Annotated in this window: 16 protein-coding genes; 15 read left to right on the forward strand and 1 reads right to left on the reverse strand. The window is 71.4% G+C overall.

Annotated features, from left to right (window positions below; genetic code table 11):
• Window positions 1–36 precede the first annotated feature (36 nt).
• The 13 genes from WME89_RS21300 (at window position 37) to WME89_RS21360 (ending at window position 15,667) form a co-directional block, all read left to right on the forward strand.
• A complete protein-coding gene (locus WME89_RS21300) occupies window positions 37–1,536 on the forward strand; it encodes a tagaturonate reductase (protein WP_438010958.1) in 1,500 nt (499 codons plus the stop codon).
• Window positions 1,533–1,895, forward strand: a complete 363-nt coding sequence (locus WME89_RS21305) for a hypothetical protein (RefSeq protein WP_438010959.1) — start codon at window positions 1,533–1,535, stop codon at window positions 1,893–1,895. Before WME89_RS21300 ends, WME89_RS21305 begins: the two co-directional genes overlap by 4 nt.
• 53 nt (window positions 1,896–1,948) lie before the next feature.
• Complete coding sequence (locus WME89_RS21310) at window positions 1,949–3,313, forward strand: MFS transporter (protein WP_438010960.1); 1,365 nt, start codon at window positions 1,949–1,951, stop codon at window positions 3,311–3,313.
• A complete protein-coding gene (gene kduD, locus WME89_RS21315; RefSeq protein WP_438010961.1) occupies window positions 3,310–4,071 on the forward strand; it encodes a 2-dehydro-3-deoxy-D-gluconate 5-dehydrogenase KduD in 762 nt (253 codons plus the stop codon). The genes WME89_RS21310 and kduD overlap by 4 nt, the downstream gene beginning before the upstream one ends.
• Window positions 4,072–4,081: 10 nt before the next feature.
• On the forward strand, window positions 4,082–5,170 hold the full coding sequence (locus tag WME89_RS21320) for a PfkB family carbohydrate kinase (protein WP_438010962.1): 1,089 nt from the start codon (window positions 4,082–4,084) through the stop codon (window positions 5,168–5,170).
• Complete coding sequence (locus WME89_RS21325; RefSeq protein WP_438010963.1) at window positions 5,167–5,838, forward strand: bifunctional 4-hydroxy-2-oxoglutarate aldolase/2-dehydro-3-deoxy-phosphogluconate aldolase; 672 nt, start codon at window positions 5,167–5,169, stop codon at window positions 5,836–5,838. The genes WME89_RS21320 and WME89_RS21325 overlap by 4 nt, the downstream gene beginning before the upstream one ends.
• Before the next feature lie 24 nt (window positions 5,839–5,862).
• On the forward strand, window positions 5,863–6,222 hold the full coding sequence (locus tag WME89_RS21330; RefSeq protein ID WP_438010964.1) for a cupin domain-containing protein: 360 nt from the start codon (window positions 5,863–5,865) through the stop codon (window positions 6,220–6,222).
• 100 nt (window positions 6,223–6,322) lie between these two features.
• The gene (locus WME89_RS21335; RefSeq protein WP_438010965.1) at window positions 6,323–8,014 is read left to right on the forward strand and encodes a pectate lyase; all 1,692 of its coding nucleotides are present in this window, start codon (window positions 6,323–6,325) and stop codon (window positions 8,012–8,014) included.
• 268 nt (window positions 8,015–8,282) lie between these two features.
• Entirely contained in the window at window positions 8,283–9,803 is a 1,521-nt protein-coding gene (locus WME89_RS21340; RefSeq protein WP_438010966.1) for a right-handed parallel beta-helix repeat-containing protein, read from the forward strand.
• Window positions 9,804–9,868: 65 nt separating this feature from the next.
• Window positions 9,869–11,149 carry a pectate lyase family protein gene (locus WME89_RS21345; RefSeq protein WP_438010967.1) on the forward strand — a complete coding sequence of 427 codons (1,281 nt, stop codon included), beginning with the start codon at window positions 9,869–9,871 and terminating at the stop codon, window positions 11,147–11,149.
• 207 nt (window positions 11,150–11,356) lie between these two features.
• The gene (locus tag WME89_RS21350; RefSeq protein WP_438010968.1) at window positions 11,357–12,541 is read left to right on the forward strand and encodes a vWA domain-containing protein; all 1,185 of its coding nucleotides are present in this window, start codon (window positions 11,357–11,359) and stop codon (window positions 12,539–12,541) included.
• Window positions 12,542–13,165: 624 nt separating this feature from the next.
• Complete coding sequence (locus tag WME89_RS21355; RefSeq protein ID WP_438010969.1) at window positions 13,166–14,803, forward strand: serine/threonine-protein kinase; 1,638 nt, start codon at window positions 13,166–13,168, stop codon at window positions 14,801–14,803.
• A gap of 27 nt (window positions 14,804–14,830) precedes the next feature.
• A complete protein-coding gene (locus WME89_RS21360) occupies window positions 14,831–15,667 on the forward strand; it encodes a hypothetical protein (protein WP_438010970.1) in 837 nt (278 codons plus the stop codon).
• A gap of 109 nt (window positions 15,668–15,776) precedes the next feature.
• Here the strand turns inward: WME89_RS21360 and WME89_RS21365 are convergent, their stop codons facing one another.
• Window positions 15,777–17,102 (reverse strand): sigma 54-interacting transcriptional regulator, encoded by a 1,326-nt coding sequence (locus tag WME89_RS21365; RefSeq protein WP_438010971.1) that lies wholly within the window; start codon window positions 17,100–17,102, stop codon window positions 15,777–15,779.
• Window positions 17,103–17,270: 168 nt separating this feature from the next.
• Between WME89_RS21365 and WME89_RS21370 the strand changes: the two genes are divergently transcribed.
• Complete coding sequence (locus tag WME89_RS21370; RefSeq protein ID WP_438010972.1) at window positions 17,271–18,260, forward strand: diguanylate cyclase; 990 nt, start codon at window positions 17,271–17,273, stop codon at window positions 18,258–18,260.
• Window positions 18,257–18,892, forward strand: a complete 636-nt coding sequence (locus WME89_RS21375; protein WP_438010973.1) for an HD domain-containing protein — start codon at window positions 18,257–18,259, stop codon at window positions 18,890–18,892. The genes WME89_RS21370 and WME89_RS21375 overlap by 4 nt, the downstream gene beginning before the upstream one ends.
• Window positions 18,893–18,899: the final 7 nt, after the last annotated feature.

The following is an 18,899-nucleotide window of genomic DNA, read 5'->3' on the forward strand; positions in this document are numbered from 1 at the left end:
CTCCCTCTCGAGCAAGGTAGTACCGCAGGAGATGTCATGACCGCGACCATCACGCTCCGCCCGACGCGCAGGACGCGCAGGACGAGGAAGGCCGTCACGAACGACACGACGAGACAGCGTCCCGTCCGGATCGTCCAGTTCGGTGACGGCGTCTTCCTCCGCGCGTTCATCGGCTGGATGGTCGACCGGATGAACGAGCGCGCCGACTTCGACGGCGCCATCGCGGTCGTGAAGCCCCGCCCGGGCGACTTCCATCCTGCCTACGCGCGGCAGCAGAACCGCTACAACGTGGTCTTCAAGGGCCTCTCCGCGGGCTGTCCCGAGGTCGCGCGCAGCCGGGTGGAGTCGATCGCGAGGCTGGTCAACCCCCACGAGGACTTCTCGGCCTTCCTCAGGGAGGCCGAGAACCCCGATCTCGCCTGCGTCGTCTCGAACACGACGGAGTCGGGCATCGTCCGCTCCGCCGACGACAGGGCCACGGACCGCCCCGCCGCCTCCTTCCCCGGGAAGCTCACGCAGCTCCTCCGGCGCAGGTACGAGGCGTTCGGCGGCGACCGGAACAGCGGGATCATCGTCATGCCGTGCGAGCTCATCGAGTCGAACGGCGCGACGCTCAGGTCGATCGTGCTGGAGCACGCCGAGCGCTGGTACGGCGACAGGAGCTTCCTCCGGTGGATCCAGGGCGCGAACCGCTTCGTCGACACCCTCGTCGATCGCATCGTGTCGGGCTTCAGCGAGGAGGAGAGGGCCATCGCGACAGCCGAGACGGGCGTGGACGACGAGCTCCTCGTCGTCGCCGAGCCGTACCACCTGCTCGCCATCAAGGGCGCGGCGGAGCTCGAGCGGATCCTGCCCTTCCGCCGCGCCGGGCTCAACGCGGTCTGGGCAGACGACATCTCGCCTCATCGTCTCCTCAAGATCAGGCTCCTCAACGGGAGCCACACGTTCATGACGATGTGCGGCCTCTCCATGGGGCTCGAGAACGTCCTCGGGTGCATGAACCACGCGACGCTCCGGCAGGGGCTCCACGCGCTCCACGCGCTCGAGACGCTCCCTTGCATGCCCCTCCCGCGGGCCCAGTCCGAGGCCTACCTCGCGAGCACGCTCGAGCGCTTCGCCAACCCGTTCCTCGACCACCGGCTCGCCAGCATCTCCCTGGGCTCCATCGCGAAATGGCGGGCCCGGCTCATGCCGCCGCTCCTCGATTGCGCGGCGCTCCGCGGGGAGGCGCCCGTGCTGCTCTCCTTCTCGCTCGCCGCGCTCACGTACCGCTACGTCTCCTGTCCGGACCTCAGGGACGAGCCCTCCGCGATCGCCCGGTTCACCGCCCTGTCCGGCCTCCTCGACAGCGACCCGAGGCGGGTGGCCCGCGAGGTGGTGGCGAGCGCGGGCCTCTGGGGCGACGAGCTCGCCAGGGTCCCCGGCCTCCAGGAGCTCGTGGGGGCACAGCTCGCCGACATCACGTCGCTCGGCATGGGGGCTGCCCTCCGCAAGGCCACGAGCAGCGCGCGCGAGCGCGAACGGAGCAGGGCATGAGCGAGCACAGGCGCGCGGTCATGACGGGCGAGCTGCGCAGGCGCGCCGGCCTGCGCGCAGGAGACTCCAGAAAACTCATTGATTCCGAGCAGAAGAAAGAAGGTCTCGAAGCGATGAAGCCAGTCAATCCTCAACATGTCGTGATCGGCGCAACAGCGCCGCACCGGGGGCGAAAGCGCGCCTTGACGCCGGCCAGCCATCACTCGAAGGTCGCGGCGACCGGGCGCTCGACTCGACTCGTCTCGCGCCTGGCCGCGCGCCGTGAGCGGGAAGAGCGGGAAGAACGAGCGTTCGGGGTGATCAACCTACATAGCGGGCTCGGCCAGCGCGGCTCCGGGCCGGCGCCGAGCCTCGGATAGCCATTGCGGGAGCGGGCCAGCTCCACGGGGGTCGAAATGAGGAGGATAGCTTCATGGTGATGAAATCGGAGTCCACGACGGGCATCGCGGACGTGCCCTCGGAGGTGCCGCGCGCCGCGGGCGACGCCGCGCCGCCGGGGGCGCAGCTCGCCGCCGGCGTCGGGCGGTATCGCTGGGTGATCTGCGCCCTCTTGTTCACGGCCGCGACGATCAACTATGTCGACCGGCAGGTCCTCGGCGTCCTCAAGACGACGCTGCAGAAGGACCTCGGGTACAACGACATCGACTACGGCAACATCGTCACGTCGTTCCAGGCCGCCTACGCCATCGGGATGCTGACGATGGGCCGCCTCATGGATCGCATCGGGACGCGGCGCGGGTTCTCGTTCGCCGTCGGGTTCTGGAGCGTGGCGGCGGCGGCGCACGCGTTCGTGGGCAGCGCCGGCGGGCTCTCCGCGGCGCGGTTCGCCCTCGGCATCGGCGAGGCCGGGATGTTCCCGGGCGCCCTCAAGACGATCGCGGAGTGGTTCCCGAAGAAGGAGCGCGCGCTCGCGACCGGCCTGTTCAACTCCGGCACCAACATCGGCGCGATCGTGTGCCCCCTCGTGGTGCCCTGGATCGCGGTGACCTGGGGCTGGCGCGCGGCCTTCGCGCTGACCGGCGCGATCGGCGCGCTGTGGATCGTCGCCTGGATGATCCTCTATCGCCCCCTCGCGGAGAACCCGCGCGTCACGCCGGCGGAGCGGGCTTACATCACGAGCGAGCCGTCGCCGTCGCCCGGCAAGATCGGCTGGCTGACCCTCATCCCGCACCGCCAGACCTGGGCGTTCGCGATTGGCAAGTTCATGACCGATCCGTTCTGGTGGCTCTACCTGTTCTGGGTCCCCGACTTCCTGAACCGCAAGCACGGCCTGAACCTGCTCCAGATCGGTCCTCCGCTCGTCACGATTTACCTGCTCTCCGACGTGGGCAGCATCGCCGGTGGCTGGTTCTCCTCGATGCTGATGCGCCGCGGCTGGACGGCGAACGCGGCGCGCAAGACCGCCATGCTCGTGTGCGCGCTCGGCGTGGCGCCCGTCTTCCTCGCGACGCGCACTGACTCGCTGTGGGTCGCCGTGCTCCTCCTGGGCCTCGCTACCGCCGCGCATCAGGGCTTCTCGGCGAACCTGTTCACGCTCACGACGGACATGTTCCCGTCGCAGGCGGTGGGCTCGGCCGTCGGCTTCGGCGGCATGGCCGGCGCCATCGGAGGCATGCTGATCGCGCAGATCGCCGGCCGCGTCCTGCAGTACACCGGGAGCTACTCGATCCTGTTCATCATGGCGGCGTCTGCCTACATCCTCGCGCTCACCATCATCCACCTGCTCGTGCCGCGGCTCGAGGCCGCGAAGCTGAATCGAGGGAGTGCAGTACAATGACAAGCAATCCGTTTCGCTTGGACGGGAAGGTCGCGCTCGTCACGGGCTCGGAGCGGGGCATCGGCGCCGCCATCGCGACAGCGCTCGCGGCCGCCGGGGCGGACATCGCCTGCCACGGCAAGGACGGGCCGGGAGAGGCCACGATCGCGGACGTCCAGAAGCTCGGTCGGCGCGCCATCGGGATCACCGCGGATCTCTCGGATCGCGCGGCGCACCCGGAGCTCGTCCGGAGGACGAAGGCCGAGCTCGGTCGCATCGACATCCTGGTGAACAACGCGGGGCTCATCCGGAGGGCGCCGGCCGTCGAGTACTCGGACGAGGACTGGGACCTCCTGATCGAGGTCAACCTGACGTCCGCGTTCCGCCTGTCGCGGCTCGCCGGCAAGGAGATGCTCGAGCAAGGGTCGGGCAGGATCATCAATATCGCGTCGCTGCTCGCCTTCCAGGGCGGGATCCTCGTGCCGGCGTACGCGGCGTCCAAGGGCGGGATCGCGCAGCTGACCAAGGCCCTCGCGAACGAGTGGGCGGCGAAGGGCGTCAACGTGAACGCGATCGCCCCCGGCTACATCGCGACGGACAACACGGCCGCGCTCAGGGCGGACGAGACGCGCAGCCGCCAGATCCTCGAGCGCATCCCGGCGGGGCGCTGGGGCGAGGCCAGCGACATCGCGGGCGCGGCGCTGTTCCTGAGCTCGGACGCGAGCAAGTACATCCACGGCCACGTGCTGGTCGTCGACGGCGGTTGGATGAGTCGTTGAGGAGTTGAACATGCAGATACGTAGCGCAAAAGGCTGCCAGTGGGACCAGGTGAGCCTCGGCGAGGTGATGCTGCGCCTCGACCCAGGAGAGCGCCGCATCCACACGACGCGGACGTTCGACGCCAGCGAGGGCGGCGGTGAGTACAACGTGGCGCGCGGGCTCCGCCGCTGCTTCGGGCTCCGGACCGCCGTCGTCACGGCGCTCGCGGACAACCCCGTCGGGCGGCTGCTCGAGGACCTCATGCTCCAGGGCGGCGTCGACACGTCGTACCTGCGCTGGGTCGATTACGACGGCGTGGGCCGGGAGGCGCGCAATGGCCTCAACTTCACCGAGCGCGGCTTCGGGCCCCGGGGCGCCGTCGGGTGCTCGGACCGCGGCCACAGCGCGGCGTCGCGGCTGAAGCCCGGCGACATCCCGTGGAAGGCCATCTTCGGCGAGCGGGGCGCGCGCTGGTTCCACACCGGCGGCATCTTCTGCGCCCTGTCGGAGACCACCGCCGGCGTGGCGCGCGAGGCGATGGAGGTCGCGCGCGAGCACGACGTGCGGATCTCCTACGACCTCAACTACCGGCCCTCGCTGTGGAAGAACTTCGGCGGGCAGCAGCGGGCGCGCGAGGTCAATCGCGCCCTCATGCCGTACGTCGACTGCCTGTTCGGGAACGAGGAGGACTTCGTCGCGGCGCTCGGCTTCGAGGTGTCGGGCGTGGACAGCAGCTACAGCAAGCTCGACACGAGCGGGTTCCGCCGGATGATCTCGGACGTCGTCTCGGCGTACCCCAACATCTCGGTCGTGGCCACGAGCCTCAGGACGGCGCGGAGCGCCAGCGTGAACGGCTGGGGCGGCATCCTGTACTGCAAGGGCGAGTTCTACGAGGTCGCCCAGCGGGACGTCGAGATCCTCGACCGCGTCGGCGGGGGCGACTCGTTCGCTTCGGGGATCATCTACGGGCTCCTCTCGGAGCAAGGCCCGCAGTGGGCGCTCGAGTGCGGCGTCGCGCACGGGGCGCTGGCGATGTCGACGCCGGGCGACACCTCGATGGCGTCGCTCGGCGAGGTGCGGCGGGCGATGAGCGGGGCGAGCGCGAGGATCGAGCGATGAACAGGGAGCAAGTCGTCCGCTGGATCGAGGAGATCGGCATCGTCCCCGTGGTGCGCGCGTCGAGCGGCGCGCTCGCCGTGCGGGCCGGTCGCGCGCTGCGCGCCGGCGGGATCGAGGTCCTCGAGATCACGATGACGGTGCCGGACGCGCTCGGCGTCATGCACGAGATCGCCTCGAAGATGGGGAGCCACGTCCTCGTCGGCGCGGGCACGGTGCTCACCGCGGACGCCGCCCGCGGGTGCATCGAGGCCGGCGCCCAGTTCATCGTCAGCCCGGGGCTGAACCTCGAGGTCATCCGCGTCGCGCAGGAGCTCGGGAAGGCGGTCTTCCCGGGGGCGCTCACCCCGACCGAGGTGATCACCGCGTGGGACGCCGGCGCCGACGCGGTGAAGGTGTTCCCGTGCTCCGCGATGGGCGGCGCGAAGTACCTGCGCGCGCTGCGGGGGCCGCTCCCGCACGTGAAGATGCTGCCCACCGGCGGGGTCAACCTCACGACGGCGCGGGACTTCATCGAGGCCGGCGCCGTGGCGCTCGGGGTCGGCGGCGAGCTCGTCGACACCGCCGCGCTCGCGGCAGGCCAGGACGAGGTCCTCACGGAGCGCGCGCGTGAGTTCCTGTCCGTGATCAGGGCCGCGCGGGCCGGGCTCAAGAAGAGCGCACAGGCGTAGTCGTCCGGAGGAGCCAGGAGAAGCATGATCCACGAACAGAAGAAGGATGTCCCGAGCCTCGTGCGCGTGTCTCCCCAGGAGGCCGTGTTCTTCTCGCCGGAGCCGGGGCTCCAGCGGCGCATCCTCGCCCATAACCCGAACATGATGCTCGTCGAGCACCACATGGAGCTCGGCTGGGCCGGCGCGCGCCACAGCCACCCGCACGACCAGCTGGTCTACGTCATCTCCGGACACCTCAAGTTCTCGTGCGGAGACGAGCAGTTCGAGGCGCGCGCCGGGGACAGCTTCGTTGTCCGCGGGGGCGTCGAGCACCAGGCCTGGGCGTTCGAGCCGTCCGTCGTGCTCGACGTGTTCACGCCGGCGCGCGAGGACTACAAGCCCTGATCGCAGGGGACTGGCCAGCCTCTCCATCTCACCATCCACAGTGACTTCTTATCGACGGTCCCTGCGACCGACGCAGCGGACCCGTGCGACCGAGGAACCTATGAAACGCAGAACGTTCGCGATGTCGATTCTCTTGCCCGTCGTCCTGGCCGCCTGCGGCGGGGACAGCGAGCCGGGGCCCGGCCCGGGTCCTGGTCCTGGTCCTGGTCCCGGTCCGGACGTGCCGCCCGAGATGGTGCCGTACCACGAGGCGATGAAGCGCGCGGCCACCTTCATGAGCGAGAAGGTCGCGTACATGGGCGGTTACGTGTGGAGCTACCTCCCCGATCTCTCGCGGAGCTGGGGCGAGATGGAGGCGAAGCGCACGATGCTGTGGGTGCAGCCGCCCGGCACGCCGTCGATGGGTCACGCCTACCTGGACGCCTACCACGCGACCGGCGATGAGCTCTTCTACAAGGCCGCCGAGCAGGTCGCCCTGGCCCTGATCAAGGCCCAGCACGAGGCCGGCGGCTGGAACTACATCTACGATTTCAACGGCGAGGAGTCGCTCAAGGACTGGTACGACACCATCGGCCAGAACGGCTGGCGGCTCGAGGAGTTCCACCACTACTACGGCAACGCGACGTTCGACGACGCCGGCACCGCCGTGGCCTCGCAGCTCCTCCTGCGCATGTACCTCGAGAAGAAGGACGAGCGGTTCCGCGAGCCGCTCTACAAGGCGATCAGCTTCGTCACCACGGCCCAGTACGAGGGCGGCGGCTGGCCGCAGCGCTTCCCGCTGATGAGCAAGGAGGAGGGCGTGCCCGACTACACGAGCCTCATCACCTTCAACGACGACGTGGCCGGGGAGAACATCAAGTTCCTGATCATGTGCCGCATGGCGCTGGGCGAGACCGACCTGCTCGATAACATCACGCGCGCCATGAACAACTTCGTGGCCCTGCAGCAGCCCGCGCCGCAGCCCGCGTGGGGCCTGCAGTTCACGCAGGGCGGCGAGCCGGTGGGCGCGCGAACGTACGAGCCCACGGCGCTGACCACGCACACGACGGCCAACAACATCCAGCAGCTGCTCAATTTCTACAAGCTGACCGGGGACGAGAAATACATCGCTCGCGTGCCCGAGGCCCTGGACTGGCTGGACAAGGTCAAGTTCACCCCGGAGCTCATCGAGCTCTTCCCGGATCGCACGCACCCCACGTACATCGAGATCGGGACCGACACTCCGCTCTACGTCCACCGGCGCGGCTCGAACGTCGTCAACGGCGAGTATTACTTCGACGAGGAGCCCGCGAAGCCCATCGGCCACTACGGGCAGGCGCGCAAGCTCGACGTCGCCGCCATGCGCGCGCGCTACGACGAGCTGAAGGCGAAATCGGCCGAGGAGCTGGCGGCGGGCTCGCCCCTCACGATCACCGGGCAGGCGGAGCTGCCCAAGTACTTCTCGCTGCGCGAGGTGACGCTCGACGATCTCTACGTCGGCAGCACGATGGCGACCACGGCGGTGACCGAGGCCGACGCGCAGAAGGTCGTCAGCGAGCTCAACGAAGAGGGCTACTGGCCGGTCAAGCTCACGTACATCACCAACCCCTACACGGAGCCGGGCACCGCCGAGCCCTATCTCGAGGACACCTACGCCACGACGCACGTCGGCGACTTCAACGACACCTCGCCCTTCGAGCCGAGCAAGGCGCCGGCGACGTACCCGCCCCAGGAGGCGCCGACGGGCATCACCGTGGAGAGCTTCATCAAGAACATGGGCGTCCTCATCGCCCATGTCGCGCCCGTGCAGTGAGCACCTCACGACGGTCACCTTCGCCTGAGATTCGCCGGTTCTGTGTTGCCCTGGTTTGTTCCTGATTTCTTGAGATGATGAACCACAGAGGCACAGAGGCACAGAGGCACAGAGGGGAGAGAGAAAAGATTAATGTTCTCTCTCTTTCTCTCCCTCTCCTCTGTGTCCTCTGTGCCTCTGTGCCTCTGTGGTTCGATTCATTCTCTTTTCATGGAACAGGAATGAGCCTGGGAGATGCGGCGCTGACCCTAGCCACGGAGACATCGGAATGCGTTCTTTCACCTTTGCCGCGCTCGGCGCCGGCTTCCTGCTCGCATCGGCCGCCGCTTGCGGCGGCGCTGACGGTCCCGACGGCCAGCCCGATGGCCCTGCCGGCGGGACCGGGGGCGCGGGCGCCGGCTCGAGCTCCGGATCCGGGGTAGGGGGCGGCCAGGCGGCCACCACCGCAGGACAGGGCGGCTCGCCGGCCACAACAGGGCCGGGCGCCTCGACGACCACCACCGCAGGGCCGGGCGGCTCGACGGCCGCCTCGTCCGGCGCCTCCGGGACGGGGGGCGCCGGGGGCATGGATCCGGTGCCGTCCGGGGACGACCTCTACGTCGCCCCCGATGGCTCGGAGGACAACCCCGGGACCCTCGACGCGCCGACGACGCTCTACAAGGCGGTCACCCTGGTGCGGCCCGGTCAGACCATCTACCTGCGAGGGGGCGAGTACCTCTACGTCCCGACGGTGGAGATCGCCTTCGGGAACGACGGGACGCCGGAGCAGATGAAGCGCATCCAGGCGTACCCCGGCGAGAAGCCCGTGCTCGAGTTCAAGGACCAGTATTACAAGAAGGGGGACCCGGCCAGCCCGCGCGGCGTCGAGCTGCACGGCAGCTACTGGCACATGAAGGGCCTCGAGATCGCCAACGCCGGCGACAACGGCATCTTCATCTCCGGACACCACAACGTCATCGAGCACTGCGTCTTCCACAACAACCGGGACTCTGGCCTGCAGCTCGGCGGCCGGCTGGGCGAGCTGGACACCCCGGTCGAGGAGTGGCCCTCGTACAACAAGGTCATCAACTGCGACTCGTACAACAACTTCGATCCGCCCGACGGCGGCGACGCCGACGGCTTCGCCCCCAAGCTCAACGTGGGCGACGGGAACGAGTTCCACGGCTGTCGCGCCTGGAACAACTCCGATGACGGCTGGGACATGTTCAACCGCAACGGCAAGGCGCTGAAGCCCGTCCTCCTCGACCAGTGCTGGGCCTTCGACAACGGGTACCAGGAAGGGGGGTACATGAGCACGCCCCCGCCGGTGCCGTACATGGGCAACGGCAACGGCTTCAAGATGGGCGGGGGCAACGGCCTCGCGTCCGACCACGTGATCACGCGCTCGGTCGCGTTCGGCAACAAGGTCCGCGGCTTCGACGAGAACAACAACGTCGGCAACATCACCGTGAAGAACTGCACGGGGTGGCTGAACGGGTCGATGAACTTCGCCTTCGGGGAGGGCGGATACCACACGTTCATCAACAACATCTCGCACAAGAGGAAGTCCGGCGACGAGCCGGTCGGCACGCTGACCTCGAACGCGTTCGAGGGCGCCACGGACGCCGACTTCCTCAGCTTCGATCGCGCGCTGGCCAAGGCCCCGCGCAACCCCGACGGCAGCCTCCCCGCCACCGATTTCCTGAGGCTCGCCCCGACGAGCCAGTTCGTGGACGCCGGATCGACCGAGGGCCCCGCGTTCCCCTATTCCGGCGCCGCGCCCGACCTCGGCGCCTTCGAGGTCGAGTGAGGCTCACCGCAGGCGCCCTCGTGCGGGGGGCGCGCCACGTCCAGCACCGGAGTCAGGAGACCGTCATGCACCATGGGAAGTCGAATCGGCTCAATTCATCGATGGCAGCCCTCGTCGTGCTCGCCTGCGCGGGCGGCTGCGGCGCGGCAGCCGACGACAACGAGAGCACCAGCGCGAGCGGCACGACCGGCACGAGCGGCACGAGCGGCACGAGCGGCGCGACCGGCACGACCGGCGCGAGCGGCGCGACCGGCGCGACCGGCAGCGGCGCCGGGGGAAGCGGGCCTTCGACGAGCGGCGCCGGCGCGACCGGCAGCGGCGGCGGGGCGAGCGGCGCGGGCGTGGGAGGGAGCGGCGGGCAGGGCGCGGGCGGCTCGGGCGCGAGCAGCAGCTCGGGCTCCGGCGGCGGGACCGGCGGCTGCCCGACCGGCGCGCCGAGCGGCTGGGCGGGCGAGAGCGGCCACGGCGTGGCGACGACGACGGGCGGCCTCGGCGGGATGACCGTCACCGCGACCACCACGGAGCAGCTCGTCGAGTACGCCGAGAGCCCCGACCCGCTGATCATCCAGATCTCCGGCGACATCGACATCAGCGGCGTGGACATCGACGTGGCGTCGAACAAGACGCTCGTCGGCGCGGACCCCGGCGCGACGCTCCGGGGCCGCCTCCAGGTCCGGGGGAAGTCGATCGACGCGCCGATCCAGAACGTCATCATCCAGAACCTCAAGATCGACGCGAGCTCGACCATCGACGACGGGATCCAGATCCACTTCGCCCACCACATATGGGTCGATCACGTGGAGATCTGGGACGCGCTGGACGGCAACCTCGACGTGGTCCACGGCTCGGACCTGGTGACCGTCTCGTGGTGCAAGTTCCACTACACGAGCAACGCGCCGGATCCCGCGCACCGCTTCTCGAACCTCGTCGGCCACAGCAACAACAACAGCGACGAGGACACGGGCCGGCTCCGCGTCTCGTTTCACCACAACTGGTGGGCCGACGGGGTGACGGAGCGGATGCCGCGCGTCCGCTTCGGCGAGGTCCACGTCTTCAACAACTACTACTCGGCGGCCGGCAACAACTACGCCGTCGGAGGGGGCCTCCAGGCCAGGCTCCGGGTCGAAAACAACTACTTCGACGGGGTGAAGGATCCGCACATCTTCTACGAAGGCGAGCCGACCGCGCAGATCGTGGCGAGCGGGAATGCCTACATCGGCATGTCGGACACCACCAGGAAGGAAGCAGGGCAGGGGAGCGCGTTCACCCCGCCGTACACCGTCGCGCTCGACGCCGCCGACGCATCGCTCAAAGACGTCGTCACGCGGTGCGCTGGCCCGCGGTGACCATCGCGCCTCCCACCTGCCGTGTCGCGCGAGCGCGTCGTCGACGTCGCACGTCGCACGTCGCACGTCGCACGTCGCACGTCGCACGTCGCACGTCGCACGCGCGCTGGCACCGCGTGTGCTTGGGAATCCTGGGACCACGCGCGGTCCCGGTGACTCGACGCCTGCGGCGCGGCGCCGGCACGCGGTGGTGCAAGGAGTGGAAGCATGAGATTGCTTACAGTTGCCATGTCGGTGCTGAGCGTGGCTGTCGTCGGGCTCGTCGGGTGCGGCAGCAGCCCGAGCGACGGCGGCGAGGGTGAAGGGGCGAGCTCCGGCAGCCCGTCCGGCGGCTCCTCCGGCCAGGGGGGCTCGCAGGACATCGGCGGCGTGCCCGGCGGGCCGGGATCGAGCGGCACGGCGGGCAGCGGCTCCCCGACGGGCGGAGCGTGCGCCACCCAGACGGCGGCGGCCTCCCTTCAGCCCGTGTACCTGGCGTTCGCGTTCGACGTGTCGGGCAGCATGGGCAAGGGCGACAAGGACTGGCACGACAAGTCGCTCAAGTGGGATCCCGTCGTCGCCGCGACCAAGCAGTTCTTCGCGGATCCCGGGTCCGAGGGGCTCACGGCGTCGCTCAGCTTCTTCCCCTCCGAGGGCGACAAGTGCACGGCCGAGATCTACGTGACGCCGGACGTGCCGCTCACGCCGCTGCCCTCGCCGGCGTTCGGCGCGGCGATCGACGCGATCGAGCCGGTGACCTCGAGCGACTGGCGCGGCGGCACGCCGACCGCGTGGGTGATGCGGGGCACGAGCTCGTTCATCGAGGCGCAGCGCCCGCAGAACCCCGGGAAATACGCGATCGTTCTCGTGACGGACGGCTACCCGCAGGGCTGTGACGAGGCGTCCGACACGATCGACGCCGTCGTCGCCGACGCCCAGGCGGCGCTCGCGAGCAACACCCTGACGTACGTCATCGGGGTCGAGAACCCGCCGATCCAGGGCGCGCCGGATACCCTCGACGACCTGCACAAGATCGCCGCCGCGGGCGGCACGGAGACCGCCGTGCTCATCGATACAGGCGATCCCTCGCAGACGACGGCCGCGTTCAAGGCGGCGGTCGACCGGATCCGCAGCGCCTCGGTCTCGTGCACGATGGCGATCCCGCTCCCTCCGGACGGGAGCAGCTTCGACAAGGAGAAGGTCCGCGTGCTCTACACGAGCGGCGCGAACGCGACGACGGAGCTCCGCTACGACCAGACCTGCGCGACCGAGGACGCCTGGCGCTACGACGAGCCCGCGAACCCGACGCAGATCGTGCTCTGCACCAGCTCGTGCGCGACCGTCCAGACCGACGTGGCGGCGACGCTGAGCGTCGACTTCACCTGCGAGAGCGTGATCGAGGTCCCGCTGTGAGCGGATGTCGCCGCGCCTGCGCAGGGCGCGGCGAGCGCGGCCTGCCATTCCGCTGGGGGCGTGTGTCAACCATGGGTTGACATGGTGGACATCTCCGGTTGCACCGCACCGGCCGGAGGGTCGAGCGCTGATCCATCGCGCGCGCCGGAAGCGCCGCGGGGCAGCGAGGCGCGCCGGAAGCGCCGCGGGGCAGCGAGGCGCGCCCGCAGCGCTGCCTGACGGCGCGCGACGTGCGCTGGCGTGCGCCTCCTCGCCGCGCCGGCGTGCGCCGCCTGGCCAGCCACCGCGGTGGACGGCGAGCTCGACCCCAGTCGTCGAGGCGATCGCGACGCGACCGCGTCGAGCTCCCGAGTCGCCCGCAGGGGCGATGACCCGAGTACAGATTCGCTGGTTGTCCTCCACCTCGACGTGGAGCGCAAATCGCAACCAGGCCCGCCGCTCCTCGGCGGAGCGGGGCGCGCCAGCTCCGGCAGCTGCAGCCGCGGCGCGGCACGACCAACCGCCATCAGGCGACCTCGGGCCAGGGAGCGCCCGACACCCGCCGTCGGGCGCGATGCTCCGCGAGCGAGCGAGCGCATGTTACAGTCCAGCAACGCTGCGGAGATGTTGTAGAACAGGGCAACGATGGCAACTGCTCAGGAGCGCGAGCGGAGGACCCTCGATCGATACACGCTCCACGGCGTGATCGCCTCCGGGGGGATGGCGTCCGTCCACTTCGCGCGGCTCGTCGGCGCCCATGGGTTCGCCCGCACGGTCGCGATCAAGCGCCTGCACCCGCAGTTCGCCAGGGACCCCGAGTTCTCCTCGATGCTGCTCGACGAGGCGCGGCTCGCGGTGCGCATCCGCCACCCGAACGTCGTCACCACGCTCGACAGCGTCCAGGCCGACGGCGAGCTCTTCGTGGTCATGGAGTACATCGCGGGCGAGTCGCTCTCGAGCCTGCTGCGCGAGACGGGCAGGCGCGGGATCCGGGTGCCGCAGCCGGTCGTCGCGTCCATCCTCGCGGGCGCGCTCGCGGGGCTGCACGCGGCGCACGAGGCGACCGCCGAGGACGGCGCCCCGCTCCAGATCGTGCACCGCGACGTGTCGCCGCAGAACATCCTCGTCGGCGACGACGGGATCGCGCGCGTGCTCGACTTCGGCATCGCGCGCGCGACGGTGCGGAGCCAGGTGAGCCGCGTCGGGCAGCTCAAGGGCAAGCTCAGCTACATGGCGCCAGAGCAGCTGCGCGGGGCGCCCGTCGACCGCCGCGCCGACATCTACGCCGCCGCCGTGGTCCTGTGGGAGGTGCTCACCGGGCGCCGGCTCTTCACGGGCGAGTGCGACGCGGAGATCTTCGGGCGCATCCTCGAGGGCGTGATCCAGCCGCCGAGCGCGTTCGGCGACGTGCCCCCCGCGCTCGACGCGGTGGTGCTGCGGGGCCTCGAGAAGGACCCGGATCGGCGCTACGCGACCGCGCTGGAGATGGCGGCGGCGCTGGAGGAGGCGCTGCCGCCGGCGAGCCCGCGCGCGGTCGGGGCGTGGGTCGAGGCGACGGCGGGGTCGCTGCTCGAGGCGCGGGCGAAGAGCCTCGCCGAGATCGAGACGTCCCAGCGGAGCGCGGCCCCGACGCCGCCGCCGTCGAGCCCCGCCGTCGTGGAGGCGCCGCCGTCGCTGCGGGAGCTCGACACGCGCCCCTCGCGGCCCCCCGGCAGCCTCGCGCGCGGGCCGCGGCCCTCGGTGACTGTCGCGACGATGACGAGGACGGTCGAGGACATGGCGCGGCCCGCCTCCGCGCTCGCGACGCCGATCTCCGCGACGGCGCCGTCGCGGCGGGCGAGCGCGCAGCTCGTCCGGGCCACCACCCTCGCGTTCGGGGTCAGCGCGCTCGTGCTCGCGCTGGTCATCGGCAAGAGCTGTAGCGTGCCCCCGGAGCCCGACGCGGCGTCGGCCGATCCTGCCGGCGCCGACGCGCCTGCGGCGCCCGCCGCGAGCGCCGCCGCGTCGGGAGCGCCAGGGGCCTCCGAGGCCGCGCCGGGGGCGGCAGGGGCCTCCGAGGCCGCGCTCGCGGCGCCCCCCACGAGCGCCCCCGCGCCGTCGCCAGCGGCCTCCGCGAGCGCCGCCGCGGAGCCGGGGTCGGTCGCGCGACCAGCCGCGGCGGAGCGCGCCGCGGGCGTGCGCGCCGCGGCCCCCGAGCGCACCACCCGGCCGCGATCGCGCTGCGTCCCGCCGTACTACCTCGACGGCAACGGCATCCGGCGGATCAAGCGTGAGTGTCTGTAGCGGGCGGAAGCGTGTAGCCTACGCGCGATGAACCGGGGCCTCCTCGTCGCCTGCAGCGCGGCCTTCACGCTCCTCACCGGCTCGCGCGCCCGGGCGCAGGGCGTCGGGGAGATGTGCGCGGCGTCGTACGAGCAGGCGCAGCAGCTCGTCCGCGACCGGGCGCTCCAGCGCGCGCGCGCGGAGCTCCGCCTCTGCGTGAGCTCGTGCCCGGCGGCGCTCGCCCACGACTGCCAGAGCTGGAGCGAGATGGTCGAGCGCGACATGCCCAGCGTCGCGCTGTCGGCCACGTCGGCGGACGGCGGCGCGCCGGGCCGGGTGCGGGTGCTCCTCGACGGCGCGCTGCTCGTCGACGCCCTCCCGATGGGGCCGGTCGAGGTCGATCCCGGGCGCCACACGCTGACCTTCGAGGACGCGGCCGGGACGCGCGTCGTCGCCGTCGTCACGCTGGCGCCGGGCGACAAGGCGCTGCCGATCACGGTGCGCTTTCCGGCGGCCGCCCCGCGCGCGCCGGCGGGCTCCGCGGCGCCGGTGCGGCAGCGCTGGCCGCTCGTGCTCGCCGGCGCCGGCGTGGTGGCGCTCGGCGTGGGCGCGTTCCTCGGCATCAAGGGCCACATCGACCGGGGCGAGCTCCGCAGCCGGTGCGCGCCCGACTGTCCCGCGGACGAGGTCGAGGCGATCGACCTCGCGTGGAAGATCGGCGCGATCTCCGCCGGCCTGGGCCTCGTCGCGGCCGGCACGGGCGCGCTGCTCTATTTCCAGCTCGATCCCGCCGCGCCCGCCGCGCCGGCCGCGGGCGTCGCCCTGTCCCCGGGCGTCGCCCTGTCCCCGGGCGGCGCCGCGCTCTCGCTGCGCGGCTCGTTCTGACCTGGCCCTGCGCGTCGCGCTGCGGGGGCCGCGCCCTGCGCACCACGCTCTCCTCGTCGCGCCCTGCGAGGCTGCGCCGCGCGCCCGTGCTCCGGCGCCGCGCGCCCGGTCAGCCCTTGCTGCGGATGCCGTAGCGCTCCATCAGCCGGTGGACGAGCTGCCGCGACACGCCCATCGACGCGGCGGCCCGCGCGACGTTGCCGCCGTGGTCCCGGAGCTTCATCGCGATGAAGGTCCGCTCGAACTGCTCGACGACCATGTCGCGCGCCTCGCGCAGCGGCAGCGCGGCGAACTGGCCGACGCCCATGTCGGCGGGCCGCGGCGCCACCTTCACGATCGCCTCCTCGGCGAGGTGCGGGAAGAGCACGAGCCGCGCGACGGTGTTGCGCAGCTCGCGCACGTTGCCCGGCCAGTGGTGCCCGCGGAGCAGCTCCAGCGCGTTCGGCGGCAGATCGGCGAGCGAGCGCGGGGGCACCTGCGCCGCGAGGAAGCGCTCGACGAGCAGCGGGATGTCCTCCTTGCGCTCGCGCAGCGGGGGCACGACGGCCTCGACGACGGCGAGCCGGTAGTAGAGATCCTCGCGGAACGAGCCCGAGGCGATGCGGCCCTGGAGGTCGCGGTGCGTGGCGGCGATGACGCGGGCGTCGAAGGACGTGTACGCGGCGGCGCCGACGCGGCGGACCTGGCGGGCCTCGAGGGCGCGCAGGAGCTTCGGCTGGAGGTCGATGGGGAGCTCGCCGATCTCGTCGAGGAAGAGCGTGCCGCCGCTCGCCTCCTCGAGGAGGCCGGCGCGCGCGGCCTGGGCGCCCGTGAAGGCGCCCTTCGTGTAGCCGAAGAGCTCCGCCTCGATGAGGTTCGGGGCGACGGCGCTGCAGTCGAACACGACGAAGGGGCCGCCGCTGCGCGGGCTCGTCGCGTGGATGGCGCGGGCGAGGACCTCCTTCCCGGTGCCGGACTCGCCGAGCAGGAGGATGGTCTCCGACGTGGCGGCAGCGCGCTCGAGGCGGGCGAAGAGCGCGCGCATGGGGACGCTGCTGCCGAGCGCCTCGCCGAAGCTGGCCGACGTCGAGAGCGGGACGACGACCGGCGCGCCGCCGACGCGGACCGTGAGCGAGACGCCGCCCAGGGAGGCGACGGCGCTCGGCGTGAGGAAGGCCTCGTGGATGAGGACGTCGTTGATGAACGTGCCGTTCTTGCTGCCGAGGTCGGTGACGACGACGCCGCGGGGCGTGAGCTTGAGCTGGCAGTGACGCCGCGACACGCGCGCGTCGGGGATGATGACGTCGCACTCGCCGCTCGTGCCGAGGATGATCGGGTCGACGCCGAGGATGGCCTCGATCGGCGGGCTCTTCTGCGGCGTGACGATGACGCGCAGGTCCGGGAGCTCGATCGCGTCGCTGCGGAGGGTCGTGACCGTCGGGTTGGCGTCGGGCATGGAAACGGGCAGGGAAGTCGGGGAATCCGGCGGAGGGGAAAGGCCAGCATCTCCGAATTCCGAGCGGATTTCCAGCGCGGCGCGGCCCGGGCGCTCGATCGCCGTCATCGCTCGCCGTCGCTCGCCGTCGCCCGCCATCGCTCCGCCGCCGGGCTATCCTTCGCGACGATGCCCGAGCTCACGCCGTCGGAGGCCAAGGCCCTGTCCCACTGCGTCGCCCGCTTCACGGACGCCTTCCGGCGCGAGGTGGCGGACGTGATCCGCGAGCAGTTCCGCGGCTACGAGCCGCCGGAGGTGACGGAGCTCATCGGGCAGCTGAGCCTCCTCGGGCGGCAGCTGGAGCTGCGCCAGCCGCACGTGCAGATCCACGACACGCAGGGCCCGCTGCTCAAGCGCATCCTCATCGACCTCCGGCGCGACAGCGCCACGGCGATCGAGGAGCCGCTGCAGAAGGCCGTGAACGCCGACACGATCCGGCACCTCCGGCGCGAGGTCCACGGGCTGGAGCAGCTGATGGCCGCGCCCTGGTTCGCGGCCACGCGCGCGCTGCAGGTGCCGCGGCTGACGGACTACATGTCGATCCGGCACGCCGAGGCCGTGCTCCCGGAGGCGCCGCCGCTCCGCCCGCGCGAGTACGACGAGAAGTTCCACATCCTCGAGGCGCCGGGGCTCTTCCTCCCCGATCTGTCGTACTACCGGGCGCGCTGCGCGCTGCGCGGCGCCTCGATCGCGGTGGCGTTCATCGACATCGACGACTTCAAGGCGTTCAACGTCCTGCACACCGAGACGGCGGTCGACCTGCACGTGCTCCCGCCCTTCATGGAGAGCATCGAGGCGCACGTCTTCGCGCACGGGCACGCGTACCGGTTCGGCGGCGACGAGTACATGATCACGCTGCCCAACGCGACCCGCGCGTCGGCCGTGGACTTCCTGCGCGCGCTGCAGGAGCGCCTCGCGCGCCGCCGCTACCGCCGCGTCGAGCGGGCGCCGACGATCTCCGTCGGGCTGTGCGTCGCCGACGTCGACTGCTTCCTGACGGATCGCGAGATCCAGGGGCGCGCCAACCTGGCCAAGAACCACGCGAAGTCCACGGAGAAGGGCAGCATCGCCGCGTACGACGGCGAGCTGTTCCGCCCCGAGGACCTGGTGCTCGTATGACCGCCGGCGCGCCGCCGGGAGCGCCGGGCGGGCTCGTCCTGCCGGAGCCGCTGTGGAGCGCCGTGCGCGCCGCGTACGGCGAGCCTGGGCGCGCCTACCACGACCTGGCCCACGTGCGCGAGGTGCTCTGCCGGGTGGGCGAGGTCGGCCGCGACGTCGGCTGGCGGAGGCCGCGCGAGGTGTTCCTGGCCGCGCTCTTCCACGACGCCGTCTACGTGCCCGGCAGCCACGACAACGAGGCGCGCAGCGCGGAGCTCGCGCGGCGGGCGGTGTCGCATTGGCTGCCCGGCGAGGGGCTCGACGCGGACGCCATCGCGCGGCTCATCCTGCTCACCGCGCGCCACGGCGCGCTCGGGCCGGCGGACGTCGGCGAGGAGGAGGCCCTGTTCCTCGACTGCGACATGGCCATCCTCGGCAGCGACCCGGCGGCGTTCGACGCGTACGACCGCGCGATCGCCGCGGAGTACGGCGCCGTGCCGCCCGAGCTCTACGCCGCGGGCCGGCGGCGCTTCTTCGAGAAGCTGCTCGCCGCCGGGCACATCTTCCTCTCCACGTACTTCCGGGACCGCCTCGAGGCGCGCGCCCGCGACAACCTGCGCCGGAGGCTCGGGGCGGCGCGCGTGGATCGGTGATCGGTGA

This window comes from Sorangium sp. So ce321 (assembly GCF_051530195.1).
In the GTDB taxonomy this organism is placed as follows: Bacteria; Myxococcota_A; Polyangia; order Polyangiales; family Polyangiaceae; genus Sorangium.

What these genes read in the sequence shown, in the direction of transcription:
- WME89_RS21375 (WP_438010973.1), top strand. Translation starts at nt 18,257, where the DNA reads ATGACCGCCGGCGCGCCGCCGGGAGCGCCGGGCGGGCTCGTCCTGCCG.
- WME89_RS21310 (WP_438010960.1), top strand. Translation starts at nt 1,949, where the DNA reads ATGGTGATGAAATCGGAGTCCACGACGGGCATCGCGGACGTGCCCTCG.
- WME89_RS21325 (WP_438010963.1), top strand. Translation starts at nt 5,167, where the DNA reads ATGAACAGGGAGCAAGTCGTCCGCTGGATCGAGGAGATCGGCATCGTC.
- WME89_RS21355 (WP_438010969.1), top strand. Translation starts at nt 13,166, where the DNA reads ATGGCAACTGCTCAGGAGCGCGAGCGGAGGACCCTCGATCGATACACG.
- WME89_RS21350 (WP_438010968.1), top strand. Translation starts at nt 11,357, where the DNA reads ATGAGATTGCTTACAGTTGCCATGTCGGTGCTGAGCGTGGCTGTCGTC.
- WME89_RS21320 (WP_438010962.1), top strand. Translation starts at nt 4,082, where the DNA reads ATGCAGATACGTAGCGCAAAAGGCTGCCAGTGGGACCAGGTGAGCCTC.
- WME89_RS21360 (WP_438010970.1), top strand. Translation starts at nt 14,831, where the DNA reads ATGAACCGGGGCCTCCTCGTCGCCTGCAGCGCGGCCTTCACGCTCCTC.
- WME89_RS21340 (WP_438010966.1), top strand. Translation starts at nt 8,283, where the DNA reads ATGCGTTCTTTCACCTTTGCCGCGCTCGGCGCCGGCTTCCTGCTCGCA.
- WME89_RS21330 (WP_438010964.1), top strand. Translation starts at nt 5,863, where the DNA reads ATGATCCACGAACAGAAGAAGGATGTCCCGAGCCTCGTGCGCGTGTCT.
- WME89_RS21365 (WP_438010971.1), bottom strand. Translation starts at nt 17,102, where the DNA reads ATGCCCGACGCCAACCCGACGGTCACGACCCTCCGCAGCGACGCGATC.
- WME89_RS21300 (WP_438010958.1), top strand. Translation starts at nt 37, where the DNA reads ATGACCGCGACCATCACGCTCCGCCCGACGCGCAGGACGCGCAGGACG.
- WME89_RS21305 (WP_438010959.1), top strand. Translation starts at nt 1,533, where the DNA reads ATGAGCGAGCACAGGCGCGCGGTCATGACGGGCGAGCTGCGCAGGCGC.
- WME89_RS21335 (WP_438010965.1), top strand. Translation starts at nt 6,323, where the DNA reads ATGAAACGCAGAACGTTCGCGATGTCGATTCTCTTGCCCGTCGTCCTG.
- WME89_RS21345 (WP_438010967.1), top strand. Translation starts at nt 9,869, where the DNA reads ATGCACCATGGGAAGTCGAATCGGCTCAATTCATCGATGGCAGCCCTC.
- kduD (WP_438010961.1), top strand. Translation starts at nt 3,310, where the DNA reads ATGACAAGCAATCCGTTTCGCTTGGACGGGAAGGTCGCGCTCGTCACG.
- WME89_RS21370 (WP_438010972.1), top strand. Translation starts at nt 17,271, where the DNA reads ATGCCCGAGCTCACGCCGTCGGAGGCCAAGGCCCTGTCCCACTGCGTC.